The following is a 15,336-nucleotide window of genomic DNA, read 5'->3' as shown; positions in this document are numbered from 1 at the left end:
GGAGAAACTAGAAATGTCTAATATGTTTGAGCTGGTTGATAACGTACCAAACCAGGCCACCATTAAGGTTGTTGGTGTCGGCGGCGGCGGTGGCAATGCTGTTTGCTACATGGTGGATAATCATATTGAAGGTGTGGATTTTATCTGTGCAAATACAGATGCTCAGGCGCTGAAGAAAAACGTTGCTAAGTCAATTTTGCAACTGGGGAATGAGCTAACTAAGGGTCTTGGCGCTGGTGCTAATCCAGAAGTCGGGCGTCAGGCTGCTATTGAAGATCGTGAGCGTATCATGGAAGTACTTCACGGTGCTGACATGGTATTTATTACTGCTGGCATGGGTGGCGGTACCGGTACTGGTGCCGCTCCTATTGTGGCTGAAGTTGCTCGTGAAATGGGTATTTTGACGGTTGCGGTTGTTACTAAACCTTTCCCGTTTGAAGGCCGTAAGCGTATGAAAATTGCTGATGAAGGGATCAAGGAACTATCTCAGCATGTTGATTCTCTAATCACTATTCCGAATGAGAAGCTATTGTCGGTGTTAGGTAAATCAACAAGCTTGATGGATGCGTTTAAAGCTGCAAACGATGTGTTGCTTGGTGCGGTTCAAGGTATTGCTGATCTTATTACTCATCCTGGTGTTATTAACGTGGACTTTGCAGACGTGAAAACTGTGATGTCTGAAATGGGTATGGCAATGATGGGAACTGGCGTTGCTACGGGTGAAGATCGTGCTACTGAAGCGGCTGAAAAAGCCATTCGTAGTCCATTATTGGATGATATCGATCTAACAGGAGCTCGCGGTATTTTGGTGAACATCACTGGTGGACCAGAGCTAGGTTTGGGTGAGTTTGCCCAAGTGGGTGAGATTGTTGAAGAGATTGCTTCTGAAACTGCAACCGTAGTTGTTGGTACATCGATCGACCCTGAGATGACTGACGAAATTAAAGTTACCGTTGTAGCTACTGGTATCGGTCGTGCGTTTGAGACTGAAAAGCCAGTAAAGGTTATTGATAATACTTCGGCCAAACAAGCGGATGGTCAGGTAGATTATCGTCAGCTAGATCGCCCAACAGTTATGCGTAACAAGCCAGTAGATGATGCTAAATCTGATGTGGCGGGTGTTGCCAAGAAAGCCGTTGGTGGTGAAGACAGCATTGAATATCTGGATATTCCGGCTTTCTTACGTCGACAAGCTGATTAGATTGTTGATTCTACCTAAGGTAGATACGGTATACGGAAAGGTCTCGGCCAAATCGTTTTAAGTGATAACTAGTCAGTGATTACTTAAATGCTTTTTGGTATAATCGCGCGCCTTTGCGTAGTAACTTGCATATAAATGGTGGTTGCCATGATTAAACAGCGCACCTTAAAAAACAGTATTCGTGCCACTGGTGTAGGGCTTCATTCAGGTGAGAAGGTGTATCTTTCCCTTAAGCCTGCTCCTGTGAATACCGGGATTATCTTCCGTCGATCTGACATGGAAGGTGCCAATGAAGTTGAGGCTAACTTTGATCAAGTAGGGGACACGACTATGTCCACGACTTTGATTAAAGATGGCGTTCGAGTGGATACTGTGGAGCACTTGCTTTCGGCAATGGCTGGCTTAGGTATTGATAATGCCTATGTAGAATTATCTGCGCCTGAAGTGCCTATTATGGATGGGAGTGCAGGACCGTTTGTGTTCTTGTTGCAGTCGGCGGGTATCGCTGAGCAGGATGCGCCGAAACAATTTATCCGTATCAAAAAGCCAGTGGAAGTGCGTCAAGACGACAAATACGCACGCTTTGAACCGTTCGATGGTTTCAAAGTTACTTTTACCATTGACTTTAATCATCCTGTGGTAGATGAAGGCAATCAACAAACATCGCTTGACTTCTCGAGTACTTCTTTTGTGAAGGAAGTGAGTCGAGCTCGAACCTTTGGGTTCATGAAGGATATTGAATTCCTTCGTTCTCAGAATCTAGCGTTAGGTGGCAGTCTGAACAATGCGATTGTTGTGGATGAATTCTCAATTCTTAACGAAGATGGTCTTCGTTATGAAGATGAATTTGTAAAGCACAAAGTATTGGATGCTGTCGGGGATTTATATCTCCTACGTAAAAGCTTGATAGGTGAGTACATTGGCTACAAGTCCGGGCACGGTCTCAATAATCTCTTGCTACGAGAGCTTATGGAGCAGAAGGATGCTTGGGAATTGGTGACTTATGAAAATGCTGATGAGTTACCTATTAACTATATGAAACCTGTTACCGCGTGATTGTGAGAAGTTGGTGCTTTGAGATTTCCAATCCTTAATCTGGGTGCCAAGTTAACGAACGTAAATTTACTGCCAGCTTTGCTGGCAGTTTTTTTATTTTAGTACGTTACATTTCATGCTTATTTAGGTTATATTTTTTTCTTAATATATACTGTAGTAGTCGAAGTTTTTTATATAAGCGCCTAATGAATATCGTTTTTATTAGTAAATCGCATGGTCAGTCCTCTACCTATTCAATGAACGGGAAACGTTTGTTGATGGCGCTTGTCGTATGCATTTTGTTGCTTGTTGCAACTTCGTATGGTGGATATCAATACGCGCAGAGTCGCCAGTCCAACGTTTTAACTCCGGAAATGATTTCCCGCTGGTCGGATGACTTAAGCGAGCAAAAAGAGTTAGTCGAAGCTCAAAAAGAGCTATCTACCCGTAAGATTGATGCTCTGTCTGTAAAGATGGGTGAATTGCAGGCTCGACTACTGAGAATTGAAGGTCTCGGTGAACGTCTTACTCAAATGGCAGAAATTGATCAAAGTGAATTTGATTTTGCTACCGGCCCTGGTATGGGTGGGCCTTCTGATATGCTTGATGAGAATTATCAAGCTCCTACCTTAAGTGATGCCCTGGATCAATTGACCGCTCGAATCACTGATCGACAGCAACAAATTGAAGTGCTTCATTCGTTGTTGAGTAACCGTGAATTCAAGAAAGATATTTTCCTCGCTGGTCGTCCTATTAAAAAGGGGTGGATGTCTTCTCGTTATGGTAAGCGTAGAGATCCTTTTCATGGCCGTATTGCTTGGCATGCCGGCGTTGATTTTGCGGGAAAAGATGGCAGTGAAATTATTTCTGTAGCCGCAGGTGTCGTAACTTGGGCGGCTAAGCGTTATGGCTATGGGTTACTGGTTGAAATTAATCATGGGAATGGCTATTCCACTCGTTATGCTCATTGTAAAGAAATTAGCGTGAAGGTTGGTGATGTTGTGGATAAAAATCAAGTGGTTGCGTTGATGGGAAGTACAGGCCGATCAACTGGGCCACACGTTCATTTTGAAGTGCTTAAAAACAACCGACAGGTTGATCCCGCTAGATTTATTCATCGTGCTAGCCGATAGTGCACATCAGCTATTGGTATTCTCTTCAAAATCCTTTTATTATCTGTTCCCTATTGTAACAAGATTCACGTATAAAGCGCTTATAGTTACTGGTTGTCTGACGTCGGGTCAAAGAAACGTTTGACGGATGTCTGAATCACCACAGCACTTGATAGATATATAACAAAAAGTGTTTAAGCACTTAATGGAAATACACAGAAGGCTTCTATGTTTGCACCCCTGGTAAGAAAACTGTTCGGCAGCAAAAATGATCGAGAAATAAAAAACCTCAAGAAGGTTGTCAATCATATCAATGAGATGGAAGCCGATCTGGTTGCATTATCAGATGAGCAATTAGTAGCTAAAACAGACGAATTTAAAAAGCGTATAGCTGATGGCGAGTCGCTGGATGCTATTTTACCTGAAGCCTTTGCAGTGGTTCGTGAAGCTGGTAAACGCGTTATGGGAATGCGCCACTTTGATGTTCAGTTAATCGGTGGTATGACATTGCATAACGGTAAAATTGCTGAGATGCGTACAGGTGAAGGTAAAACCCTGGTTGCAACCTTACCTGTTTATCTGAATGCTCTATCGGGCAAGGGTGTGCATGTTGTAACCGTCAACGACTATCTTGCTAAGCGTGACTCCGAGTGGATGGGACGCCTTTATCGTTTCCTTGGTTTAACGGTTGGCGTTGTATATTCAGGTCAAAGCCCTGAAGAAAAAGCCGCAGCTTACCAAGCCGATATTACGTACGGAACCAATAACGAGTTTGGTTTCGACTACTTGCGTGACAACATGGCATTCCGCAAGGAAGAACAGGTGTTACGTGGTCTGAACTTTGCTGTAGTCGATGAAGTTGACTCGATTCTTATTGATGAAGCTCGAACACCTCTTGTGATCTCAGGTCCTGTGGCTGATAGCTCAGAACTCTATAAGAAAATCAATACCTTGATTCCAAAGCTGAAACTTCATGAAGAAGCGATGGAAGGTCATTATACCTATGACGAGAAACAGCGTAATCTTGAACTGACTGAAGACGGTCATACCTATGTTGAAGAGCTGTTAGTTGAGATTGGCTTGCTGAACGAAGGTGACAGCCTTTATTCGCCTCAAAACCTGAATTTGCTGCATCATGTGTATGCTGGCTTAAAAGCCCATGTGATGTTCCATAAAAACGTCGAATACATCGTACAGAATAAGCAGATCGTCATTATTGATGAACACACTGGCCGTACTATGCCTGGTCGTCGTTGGGGTGAAGGCATTCACCAAGCGATTGAAGCGAAAGAAGGCGTTTCTATTCAGGCGGAAAGTCAGACTCTGGCATCGACTACCTTCCAGAACTTCTTCCGTTTGTATGACAAGCTTTCCGGTATGACTGGGACTGCCGACACCGAAGCCTTTGAGTTTCGTCAGATCTATGCCTTGGACGTGGTGGTTATTCCTGCAAACAAGACCCCAGAACGTAAAGACTTCAATGACTTAGTTTATCTGACGCGTGAAGAAAAATACGCAGCCATTATTGATGATGTTCGTGATTGTATTGCCGCAGGCCGTCCTGTGTTGGTGGGTACTGCCTCGATTGAAACATCAGAGTATCTTTCCAATGTCTTGAAGAAAGATAAGATTCCGCACAGTGTTTTGAATGCGAAACATCACGCTCAAGAAGCTGAAATTATTGCACAAGCCGGTATTCCTGGTGCCGTTACTATTGCAACCAACATGGCCGGTCGTGGTACCGATATTGTGTTGGGTGGTAACTGGGAAGCAGAAGTTGCTAAGTTGAAAGAGCCGACAGAAGAGCAGATCAATAAAATTCGAACTGAGTGGCAAACACGTCACGAAGCCGTACTAAATGCTGGCGGTCTTCATGTAATTGGCTCTGAACGTCACGAATCTCGTCGTATTGATAACCAGCTACGTGGTCGTTCTGGTCGTCAAGGGGATGCCGGTTCTACCCGTTTCTATTTGTCTCTTGAAGATGACTTAATGCGTATCTTCGCGTCGGATCGTGTTAAAAACTTTATGCAAGCGTTAGGCATGCAGAACGGTGAAGCGATTGAGCACCGCATGGTGACGAATGCGATTGAGAAAGCACAGCGTAAAGTGGAAGGTCGTAACTTCGATATTCGTAAGCAGTTGCTTGAATACGATGATGTGGCAAACGATCAACGTACTGTGATTTATCAGCAGCGTCAGGAGTTGATGGCGGGTGAAGATATTGCTGAAACTATTCAGGCAATTCGCGACGATGTGCTGTCTGATGCAATCAGCATGTTTATTCCGCCACAGAGCTTACCTGAGCAGTGGGATGTTCCTGGTCTGGAAGAGCATTTGAAGTCCGAGTTTGGTATCGAGTTACCTGTTCAACAGTGGTTAGATGAAGATCAGAAGCTGTACGAAGAAACACTTCGTCAGAAAATCTCAGATGAAATTATCTCTGTGTATCAAGCGAAAGAAGAGGCGGCCGGTGCTGAGACTTTACGTGGTTTCGAGAAGCAAGTAATGCTTCAGGTGCTTGATACTTTATGGAAAGAGCACTTGGCAACGATGGATCATCTGCGCCAAGGTATTCATTTGAGAGGTTATGCTCAGAAGAATCCTAAACAAGAATATAAGCGTGAAGCTTTCGAGTTATTCCAGCAGCTGTTAACCAATATTAAACAAGATGTGATTCGTATCATCAGTCATGTTCAGGTTCAGCGTCCGGAAGAAGTTGAAGAAATGGAGCGTCAGCGCCAGGCTCAAGCAGAGCAAGAGCAGGTTCAATATCGTCATGACGATGCGTCTGCATTGGGTAATGAGAATACTGCTGAAGAGCAGCCCGAAGAAGCACATGAACAGCCTTTTGTCCGAGAAGGCGCTAAGGTTGGTCGAAACGACCCTTGTCCATGTGGTTCAGGCAAAAAGTTCAAGCAATGTCATGGCAAGCTGTAAACTAAAGAAGCAAGTTTCTTAGTTTTGCACCCATACAAGAAAAGCCTGGAAGGGCTTTTTTTGTGTTTATCTAAAAAACGTTATGTATAAAGAGATCATTATGGCAACAGGAAATCCAAACCTTCCGACTCTACTTCCAATTGATGGCGTTAAGATTGCGACCGTCTCGGCTGGTATTAAGACTCCTGGACGACGAGATTTGGTAGTGTTCGAGTTAGCGGATGGTTGTAGTGTTGCAGGTGTATTCACCAAGAACCGTTTTTGTGCTGCGCCAGTGCTTGTATCCAAAGAGCATTTATCTAAAGAACAAACGAAATACTTAGTGGTCAATACCGGTAATGCGAATGCAGGGACTGGCGAACAAGGCATGAAAGATGCCCGTGCAACCTGTTCAGCAGTGGCTGAATGCTATGGTGTGACACCGGAAGCGGTGCTGCCGTTTTCTACCGGAGTGATTGGTGAAAATCTCCCCATGGATCGTCTGTTATCTGCGATTCCTGCAACAAAAGAAGCGTTGTCTGATGATGGCTGGGTAGCGGCGGCTTCCGGCATTATGACTACTGATACGCGCCCTAAAGGGGCTTCTGTCAGCTTTGAGTATCAGGGGCATACCATTAAATTAACGGGTATTTCTAAGGGCTCTGGTATGATTCAGCCAAACATGGCAACCATGCTGGGTTATGTCGCAACGGATGCCAATATTGATGCCTCTGTGTTGCAGACCTTGTTATCGGATACGACGACTAAGTCATTCAATCGAATCACCGTTGATAGTGATACTTCGACCAATGATTCGTGCGTTTTAGTAGCCACCGGGCGTTCTTCTGCCCCTAAAATTGAATCTAGCCAGGATAAGCTGTACCAGATCTTCAAAGAGAAGTTGCAGGATGTGATGCGAGCTCTGGCTCACGCCATTATTCGTGATGGTGAAGGTGCGACTAAGTTTGTGACGATTCAGGTGGATAGCGCATTGAGCAGCGAAGAGGCTTTGGAAGTGGCTTTTACTGTTGCTCACTCTCCGTTAGTGAAAACAGCCTTGTTTGCCAGTGATCCTAACTGGGGACGAATTTTGGCAGCGGTAGGACGCGCAAAGATCGAGCCTTTCGACTTGAATAAGCTGGAAATATACTTGGATGATGTTTGCATTGTTCGAAATGGCGGGCGTGCTGCGGAGTATACCGAAGAGGCCGGCCAAGCGGTTATGAATCAAGAAGATATTCTGATTCGAATTAATATGGCATCTGGAGACGCATCTGAAACGGTATGGACCAGTGATTTGTCGCATGACTATGTGACGATTAATGCCGAATACCGTACCTGATCGATGAACCTGTAGAGCATTTACCATCAAAAAGGCAGCTGAAACGCTGTCTTTTTTATTAGTAACTGCCTTTTTGAGTAATCGCTGCCTATTATAAGGTGCAGGGTTAATTAAATATTCTGATTTGAATTGTTTTTGAGGTTTGAATGAAAGTAGTGCACGTAGCCGTTGCTGTGATTGAACGGGAAAACGGTGATATCTGTATCGCTAAGCGAGCCGATCATCAACATCAAGGTGGGTTATGGGAGTTTCCCGGGGGCAAAGTTGAAGCGGGGGAAACCATCACCCAAGCACTTCAACGGGAAATCCATGAAGAGTTAGGCATTGATGTTTTGGCGCACTCACCTCTGATTTCCGTCAGATATCGTTATACTGATAAACATGTGCTGTTAGATGTCCATCGGATACATCAGTTTGAAGGCGAGCCTCATGGTAAGGAAGGTCAACCGGTCGTTTGGTGTCCTAAATCTCAGTTAAAGAATTATGAGTTTCCGGCAGCCAACAAGGGTATTCTGAATGCGCTCATTTTACCCAAGCAGGTGGCGATCCTGGATCCTATATCAAATGAGCAGGTTGAATATCTGACTCAGTCTTATGCCCCTGATGAGCTTGTCATCTATGTTCGAGACGAGAATAAGAGCGAGTTCTTAACCCAGCTCAGTGACTTGAAAGACAAAGGTTATCCGGTTCTTCAAAAGAATGACCCTTTGATGGCACATCTGACTTCTGCACAGTTGAATTCTTTGGAAGACCGTCCTGATGTGATTTGGTTGTCTGCGTCTTGTCATAATGAGGCTGAGATCGAAAAGGCGAATGCGTTGGAGGTCGATTTTATCTTTATCTCTCCGGTGCAAGTAACGCCATCGCATCCTGGTGGTGATGTTTTAGGGTGGGATAAATTTCAAGAGCTTGCCGAATTGGCACACATGCCTGCGTATGCGTTGGGTGGTGTCGATATGCAAGATATGGAACACGCCTTGGCATTAGGTGCTCAAGGCATTGCCGGGATCAGAGCCTTCAAAGCGGAGTAGCTTTGTTGTTTTGTTAGCGCTCGTAATTTATAGGGTGTCTTCTTCGGAAAAAATATCGTCGAAGCCTTCTTGATCACCTTCGATTTTATGCTCTTCTTTGGCCCAGGCACCCAGGTCGATCATTTTGCAGCGTTCACAGCAAAACGGGAAATGTGGATATTTTTTCGTATCGTATTGTATTGGGGCGCTGCAGGTTGGGCATTTAAATAGCTTGATGGGGGTCGACATGGATCTGTTAGGTTCCTTGGTTAAAAGGTGAAGGTCGTAAAATAACCGTTGCCATCTATAAGGCCAGTAACTCTTGATGGAGTTGCTCTACCTGTTGTTTGACGGCGCTCAATGATTGCGTATTGTCCAGAAGGTAATCTGCTTTGACTTGTTTTTCCTGACGCGGCATTTGAGCGGCAATGATTTTCTCAACTTGTAATCGGTCATTATTGTCTCGTTGACAGGTACGCTCAATCTGAACTTCCACTGGAACATCAACAAGAACGGTTTTTTGCGTCATTTGATGCTGATCGGTTTCAAATAATAAGGGGCTTTCAAGAATTGCGTAGTCTGATGTTGATGCGTTGAGATCTGCAATGATGGCTTCTTTAATCAGGGGATGAAGTAATGCTTCGAGCCAGCGTCGTTTTTCTTCTGAATTAAAAACAACACCTCTTAAGTAAGCACGATCCAAACGGCCATCTTCTTGTATCACTTCATGGCCAAAGTGTTCTGCAATGGCCGCTAATGCCGGCATTCCAGGTTCGACGACATCCCGAGACTTCTGATCGGCATCGACCACGTTAATACCTAGTTCTTTAAAAAATTGCGCGACGGTGCTTTTTCCGCTGCCAATGCCGCCAGTAAGGCCAATTATTTTCATGCGCGTCCTTATTCACAACTCGCTAAAATTAAAACAGAAGCATTATAAAAGACTGAGTGTCAGGTTTGAATTGGGTTGTTTTAGGATGTTCTTGGTATTTTGTTTGACTGTTCAAAAAATAAACTATACTACAAAGTTATTTGAATCATGAAGTTAAGCGTTTTTCTTTAGGGGTTACCTAAGAAAAGGGAGTTAATGTGAAGATTGGTCGAATGTTAAGCCTTAGCTGGTATGGCGGGGTGGATACCAAGGATGGCGTTGCTAAGCAGGTGGCAGGTATCCATTCGCAGGTGGATGATGGTCTTTGGCTATGTGTCGAGCGTGAGGGTGGCTCGCCTAACGCAAGAACCCAGCTGGTTGGGTTAAATATGGATCAGTGCGAAGAGCTGGAATTAAGCTTATTGTTCTTTGAAGAGTGCCTTTTGCCGTTATTCCATCAATTAAGGAAGGCATTCAGCTTCAATTATCATCACTATTCCGCTTATCGGAAATGGAATAAAGGCTTGGCGGAAGGGCTGGCATCTTTGTACCGAGATGGCGATGTGCTATGGCTGCATGATGCACATTGGATTCCACTGGCACGTTATTTAAAAGAGCTTCAACCTAACTTACCTATCGGTATTTCTTTTCCTTCTTCCTTTGCTGGGGCTGAAGTGTTGCAAACTCTGCCGGTTGCAGAGGAGTTATTGGACGATTTGTTTTATTTTGACCTGGTCACCTTCTCCAGAGAAGCGGATATTAAGAACATTTCGGAAGCCATGATTGATCTCAAAGGCGCGATTACCCTAGCTGATAAGCGCTTGAAGAAAGACAATCAAATTTTGAAGGTTGATGCATACCCACCGGCTTCTTTTACCGACAGCGAAGTCTTAGGGCGCCTGCCTGAAATTGATTGTTTTGGAATGTCGCCAGGGGATAAGTTAGTGCTCACGGTCGATACGCCTGCATGGTTCACCAACCGAACCAATCGAAACCAGGCCTATGAGCTGTTCCTAAAGGACAATCCTGCTGTCGCTAAAAATATCGTTTTTGGTTCTTTGGTGACGCCGTTTGCCATTAATGAAGAGCGGGTGCGGAGTACGATCCGGCGTTGGCGCACGGATTTAGAAGAGCTGAATGACCATTGGCGATCCTTCTCTCGAAAGCCGTTTCGGATGGCGCAATGCCAAAAGATGGAAGGTGAGATTGAGAGTTTATATCGTTCAGCAAAAGTGTTTGTGGATCTGAGTTTGGGCTGTTACAGCAGTTGCAATCACAGTGATTATTGGTGGTCACAAGACCCGGAGGATCCTGCGGTTTTAATTGTTTCAACCTTGGCGTTGGATGGTAATACCTTGCCGGGGGCGCTGGTGGTTCATCCGTTGGATGTTGTGGGTGTTTCACAGGCCGTTCGAGAGGCGCTGTTAATGCCTTTATCTGAGCGAAAGTTACGCCACGAACAACTGGGAATGAGCTTCAAGATGCTGAGCCCGGAACGACGTAAAGCCAAATTTACCCTTGATGTTATGGAACAGGCACGTAAGAATCGCTTGCAGAATCCTATTCGGATGAAGCGCGATGTGGTCAGGCCGGTTAGTCAACCCTAATTAATCCCTGCCTGACCAGGGGAGCGCCGTTGGAATGGGGTTAGTTGCCTTTAAAGCAACTGCAGCGGCGGTTCTTGCAGAGAGGCTAATTGTTCTTTCAGTGACAACAAATGCTCGGACCAATATCGCTCTTGCCCAAACCAAGGGAAATTATGTGGAAAAGCGGGGTCGTCCCAGCGCCTTGCCAACCACGCTGCGTAGTGAAGTTGGCGCAGTGTTCTCATGGTTTCAATGAGCCCGATTTGATCTTTGGGAAATTCACAAAACATTTCATAACCTTCGCGAATTTCGCACAGCTGCATTTCTTGCTGATGTCTGTCACCGGAGAGTAACATCCAGATATCCTGGATGGCTGGGCCACTTCGACAATCATCAAAGTCGACAAAGATTGATTGCTCGTCACGAATCAATATGTTGCCTGGGTGAAAGTCCCCTTGCAGGCGAATCGGCTGATGAGTTGATTCGCCCCAACGTTGCTCCATAATGCCCATCAGTTGATCAGCTAGGACTTTATAGGGTTCAAGCAAATAGTCAGGCAGTAAGTTGGATTCCAGTACCGTTTCAATGCTCTGACGACCAAAGGTCTCAAGATTAAGAGCAGGTCGATGAATGAAATCTTTGGCTTTCGCTGTTGAATGAATTCGACCGAGTTGGGTGCCTACTTCATAAAGTTGATCTAACTGATCTAGCTCTAGCGGGCGACCTGAGCGACGTTCAAACAGGCAAAACATGAAGCCTTTATCTTGATGCAGGGTTTGACCATTGATAATCATCGGTGGCACCACGTTGATGTCGGCCGCCTGCAGTTCCAGCATGAAATCGTGCTCTTCCTGAATTTGTTCTCTACTCCAACGGTTAGGACGATACACCTTAATGATGATGGGTGTTTCTTCCTCAATCCCAACTTGGTAGACGCGATTTTCAAAGCTATTGAGAGGGAAAACACGTCCGTCTGAGTAAAAACCTAAGGATTCAACTAGGTCGATTACGAGATCTTGAGTTAAGGATTGATAGGGATGAGAAAGGCTCGACACGTCATAGTCCTGAATGCTTAGGAAGGGTGTTCAGTCTAGTGTTTCAACGGCGTACGAGCAATGGTTAAGACATCCACTTGTTGAATTCCGGCGGCTTTTAAGTGACGTGCGATTTCATTGGCACTTTCACCTGTGGTCATAACATCATCTATTAACAGAATTCGTGATGTTTTTGGTAGTCTCTCTATTCGCTGCTGATGCGGTTTGAATTGCTGACTGTGTTTTCGAGACTGTTTGTTCCGGTTTTTTTGACTGGGCGTAAACCATCGTTTCGAAAATAAGTTTGTATGAATTGGTAATGACGTACGGTGGCTGAGTAATGAGGCCAGAGTTTGAGCTGGAACATGACCGCGTTTGATGATGCTCTTTATGCTGCTTGGGATGGGTATCAGCGCATCAATTTTCCGTTCATTAAACTTGTGGTAATAAGCGGAAAATAACCACATCTGTAACTGATTCAGATTTATGAGCTGGTTGGCTTTAAACTGATGGATGAGTGTTTGAATCTGTCCTGTGTATTCAAACAAACTGAACGCATTATCAAAGAAGTAAGGTGTTTTTTGGCAATGACCACAGGTTGTTAAAGGGGTGTTGGTTGGAAGAGCACAGCTTGAGCAATAGTTTGTGATAAAGGGGAGAGTGAAGGTGCATTCAGTACAAAAGTAGGCGTTTGCAGTGGTAAGAGGAAAATAGCATAATCGGCAGTGATTGTTTGCGATCATAAAATAATCAAATGTTAACTCGGTTGGTTGTGTATAGTTGACAGAGAGCGTTTGCGGATTACTATGTCTTCACGTTCTTAGTGGTTATTAAATTATCACTGGGCATTTTTATTTAACATCGGAAGAGAGCGGTATATGAATCTCACGCAGCTAGGTCAAGTTCGACACGATTGGGAATCACAAGAAGTTCAGGCACTATTTGATATGCCATTTAATGATTTGTTGTTTCATGCCCAAACGGTTCATCGTCAGAACTTCGATCCTAATGAGGTTCAAGTCAGTACTCTGCTTTCGATCAAAACTGGCGCATGCCCGGAAGACTGTAAATATTGCCCTCAAAGCGGTCACTACACCACTGAGCTGGAAAAAGAAAAGCTCATGAAGGTTGAGAAGGTGTTAGAGCAAGCTCGTAAAGCAAAAGAGATTGGCTCTACGCGTTTCTGTATGGGGGCTGCGTGGCGCTCACCGACTAAAAAAGACATGCCTTACGTTATTCAGATGATCCAGGGCGTTAAAGATATGGGCATGGAAACCTGTATGACCTTGGGGATGTTGGATGCGGATCAGTCTCAAGAATTGGCGGAAGCCGGTTTGGATTACTACAACCATAATCTGGACACTTCACCTGAATTCTACGGTAACATCATCACGACTCGTACTTTCCAGGATCGTCTAGATACGATTGATAATGTCCGTAAAGCCGGTATGAAAGTGTGTTCTGGCGGTATTTTGGGGATGGGTGAGACGGAGTTGGATCGTGCCGGTATGTTAATTCAACTTGCGAACATGCCTCAGCAACCGGAGAGTGTGCCCATCAATATGTTGGTGCGTGTCGAAGGTACGCCGTTCGCTGAAAACGAAGAACTTGATCCAATCGATTTTATCCGCACCATTGCTGTCGCTCGTATCATGATGCCTAAGTCGCATGTACGTTTGTCGGCAGGTCGTGAAGAAATGAATGACGAAATGCAGGCGTTGGCCTTCTTTGCCGGTGCAAACTCTATCTTCTACGGTGAGAAATTGCTGACCACAGCGAATCCGCGTGCTGAAAACGATCGCAAGCTATTTGAACGCCTGGGGATTAACCCTGAGCGCCGTTGTGAGAAGCACTCTGAGGAAGCTCAGGAAGCTGCTTTGATGAATGCTGTGGAATCTCAGCAACAAGATCAAATGTTCTATGACGCTTCGGTTTAAGAAGCGTCTTTACTCTATATTTATTCAATTCTGATCGCTCTCTTCGTTGCCTGGAGCCGTTATGGCAGATTTTGATGGCTTGAGTGAATCACTTAACGCCCGAAAAACACAACACCTCTATCGTTCTCGCCGTCTGCTTGGCAGTGCTCAGCAACCTGAGCAACAAGTGGATGGCAAGTCCGTACTTTCTTTTTGCAGTAATGATTATCTTGGTTTGGCTAATCATCCAGAGGTGAAAAAGGCCTTCATAGAAGCTGCCAGTGAATACGGTGTTGGTAGTGGTGCTTCGCATCTGGTGAATGGCCACAGTCAGCTTCATCATGAATTAGAGCTTAAGTTAGCTGAACTCACAGGCCGAGATCGGGCCGTCTTATTCTCTACAGGATTTATGGCTAATATAGGCACTATTTCCGCCTTGGTCGGGCGTGGTGATGCTGTGATCCAAGACAAGTGGAATCATGCGTCTTTGATCGATGCAGGTTTGGCTTCTGGAGCTAAATTCAAACGTTATCCTCACTGCGATCTCAACGGATTAGAGCGTCAACTTAATAGCTGTTCCGAAGCTCGTCGAAAACTCGTTGTTACGGATGGTGTGTTTAGTATGGACGGTGACATTGCACCTTTGGACCGCATCGCCGATATAGCCGATGCGCACAATGCCTGCTTGATGATTGATGATGCTCATGGCTTGGGCGTTCTCGGCGCAACAGGGGCTGGATCGGCTGAACTCTTCAACCTATCACAAGAGCGATTGCCGGTTTTGATGGGTACTTTAGGGAAGGCGTGTGGCTCTTTTGGTGCCTTTGTAGCGGGATCGGAAGAACTTGTTGAAACACTGATTCAGCAGGCACGAAGTTATATCTACACCACAGCACTGCCACCTGCCGTTGCTGCTGCGAGCTTAGCAAGTCTGAAATTAATCCAAACGGAAGCTTGGCGTCGGGATAAGTTACAGATTCTGATTGCTCAACTCAGGGGTGGTATTGAATCTATCGGTTTTCCTTTAATGCGTTCTGAAACGGCAATTCAGCCGATATTGGTTGGCGATGCCGCGTTGGCGTTAGACATCAGTCAGCAGTTAGAGCAAAGAGGTTTGTTGGTCACAGCCATTCGTCCGCCTACTGTGCCTGAAGGAACGTCACGATTACGCATCACCTTATCTGCAGATCATTCATCCGATCAGATCGAGTTATTACTGTCAGCGCTTCAAGATATTTATCAACAGCTTTCTGATGAGAAAAAAGCTCAACTCTCTGATGTTAAAGATAAGTTTGTAAGTGGTTGATTCG

13 protein-coding genes are annotated in these 15,336 nt (G+C 45.0%); 9 read left to right on the top strand and 4 right to left on the bottom strand.

Going from position 1 to position 15,336, the window contains the following annotated elements; translation table 11 throughout:
• Positions 1-22 precede the first annotated feature (22 nt).
• The 6 genes from ftsZ (at position 23) to ACFOEK_RS20970 (ending at position 8,640) form a co-directional block, all read left to right on the top strand.
• Positions 23-1,201, top strand: a complete 1,179-nt coding sequence (gene ftsZ / locus ACFOEK_RS20995; protein WP_386723490.1) for a cell division protein FtsZ — start codon at positions 23-25, stop codon at positions 1,199-1,201.
• A 147-nt stretch (positions 1,202-1,348) separates the two neighbouring features.
• The gene (gene lpxC, locus ACFOEK_RS20990) at positions 1,349-2,257 is read left to right on the top strand and encodes a UDP-3-O-acyl-N-acetylglucosamine deacetylase (protein WP_386723455.1); all 909 of its coding nucleotides are present in this window, start codon (positions 1,349-1,351) and stop codon (positions 2,255-2,257) included.
• Between the two features lie 185 nt (positions 2,258-2,442).
• Entirely contained in the window at positions 2,443-3,369 is a 927-nt protein-coding gene (locus ACFOEK_RS20985; protein ID WP_386723454.1) for a peptidoglycan DD-metalloendopeptidase family protein, read from the top strand.
• Positions 3,370-3,576: 207 nt separating this feature from the next.
• Complete coding sequence (gene secA, locus ACFOEK_RS20980) at positions 3,577-6,288, top strand: preprotein translocase subunit SecA (RefSeq protein WP_386723453.1); 2,712 nt, start codon at positions 3,577-3,579, stop codon at positions 6,286-6,288.
• Between the two features lie 100 nt (positions 6,289-6,388).
• Entirely contained in the window at positions 6,389-7,609 is a 1,221-nt protein-coding gene (gene argJ / locus ACFOEK_RS20975) for a bifunctional glutamate N-acetyltransferase/amino-acid acetyltransferase ArgJ (protein WP_386723452.1), read from the top strand.
• Positions 7,610-7,755: 146 nt separating this feature from the next.
• Positions 7,756-8,640 (top strand): Nudix family hydrolase, encoded by an 885-nt coding sequence (locus tag ACFOEK_RS20970; protein WP_386723451.1) that lies wholly within the window; start codon positions 7,756-7,758, stop codon positions 8,638-8,640.
• Positions 8,641-8,667: 27 nt separating this feature from the next.
• On the opposite strand, the gene yacG is transcribed toward ACFOEK_RS20970, so the two are convergent.
• Both yacG and coaE read right to left on the bottom strand, forming a co-directional pair.
• The gene (gene yacG / locus ACFOEK_RS20965; protein WP_386723450.1) at positions 8,668-8,868 is read right to left on the bottom strand and encodes a DNA gyrase inhibitor YacG; all 201 of its coding nucleotides are present in this window, start codon (positions 8,866-8,868) and stop codon (positions 8,668-8,670) included.
• Positions 8,869-8,923: 55 nt separating this feature from the next.
• Entirely contained in the window at positions 8,924-9,511 is a 588-nt protein-coding gene (gene coaE, locus ACFOEK_RS20960; RefSeq protein WP_386723449.1) for a dephospho-CoA kinase, read from the bottom strand.
• 197 nt (positions 9,512-9,708) lie between these two features.
• On the opposite strand from coaE, the gene ACFOEK_RS20955 reads away from it, so the two are divergent.
• Positions 9,709-11,097, top strand: a complete 1,389-nt coding sequence (locus ACFOEK_RS20955; RefSeq protein WP_386723448.1) for a trehalose-6-phosphate synthase — start codon at positions 9,709-9,711, stop codon at positions 11,095-11,097.
• Between the two features lie 50 nt (positions 11,098-11,147).
• Here ACFOEK_RS20955 and ACFOEK_RS20950 read toward each other — a convergent pair whose 3' ends face one another.
• Together ACFOEK_RS20950 and ACFOEK_RS20945 are read right to left on the bottom strand one after the other, a co-directional pair.
• Positions 11,148-12,131, bottom strand: coding sequence for a serine/threonine protein kinase (locus tag ACFOEK_RS20950; protein ID WP_386723447.1), 984 nt, complete (start codon positions 12,129-12,131; stop codon positions 11,148-11,150).
• A 35-nt stretch (positions 12,132-12,166) separates the two neighbouring features.
• Positions 12,167-12,853: a ComF family protein gene (locus tag ACFOEK_RS20945; protein WP_386723446.1), complete on the bottom strand. Its 687-nt coding sequence runs from the start codon at positions 12,851-12,853 to the stop codon at positions 12,167-12,169.
• Between the two features lie 135 nt (positions 12,854-12,988).
• Between ACFOEK_RS20945 and bioB the strand changes: the two genes are divergently transcribed.
• Together bioB and bioF are read left to right on the top strand one after the other, a co-directional pair.
• Entirely contained in the window at positions 12,989-14,047 is a 1,059-nt protein-coding gene (gene bioB, locus ACFOEK_RS20940) for a biotin synthase BioB (RefSeq protein ID WP_386723445.1), read from the top strand.
• A 61-nt stretch (positions 14,048-14,108) separates the two neighbouring features.
• Positions 14,109-15,332 carry an 8-amino-7-oxononanoate synthase gene (gene bioF, locus ACFOEK_RS20935; protein ID WP_386723444.1) on the top strand — a complete coding sequence of 408 codons (1,224 nt, stop codon included), beginning with the start codon at positions 14,109-14,111 and terminating at the stop codon, positions 15,330-15,332.
• Positions 15,333-15,336: the final 4 nt, after the last annotated feature.

Origin of the sequence: Litoribrevibacter euphylliae (genome assembly GCF_042646085.1) — a bacterium.
Classification (GTDB): Bacteria; Pseudomonadota; Gammaproteobacteria; order Pseudomonadales; family Litoribrevibacteraceae; genus Litoribrevibacter; species Litoribrevibacter euphylliae.
The sequence above is the reverse complement of the archived record's forward strand: the minus strand, read 5'-3'. Positions and strand labels throughout refer to the sequence as shown.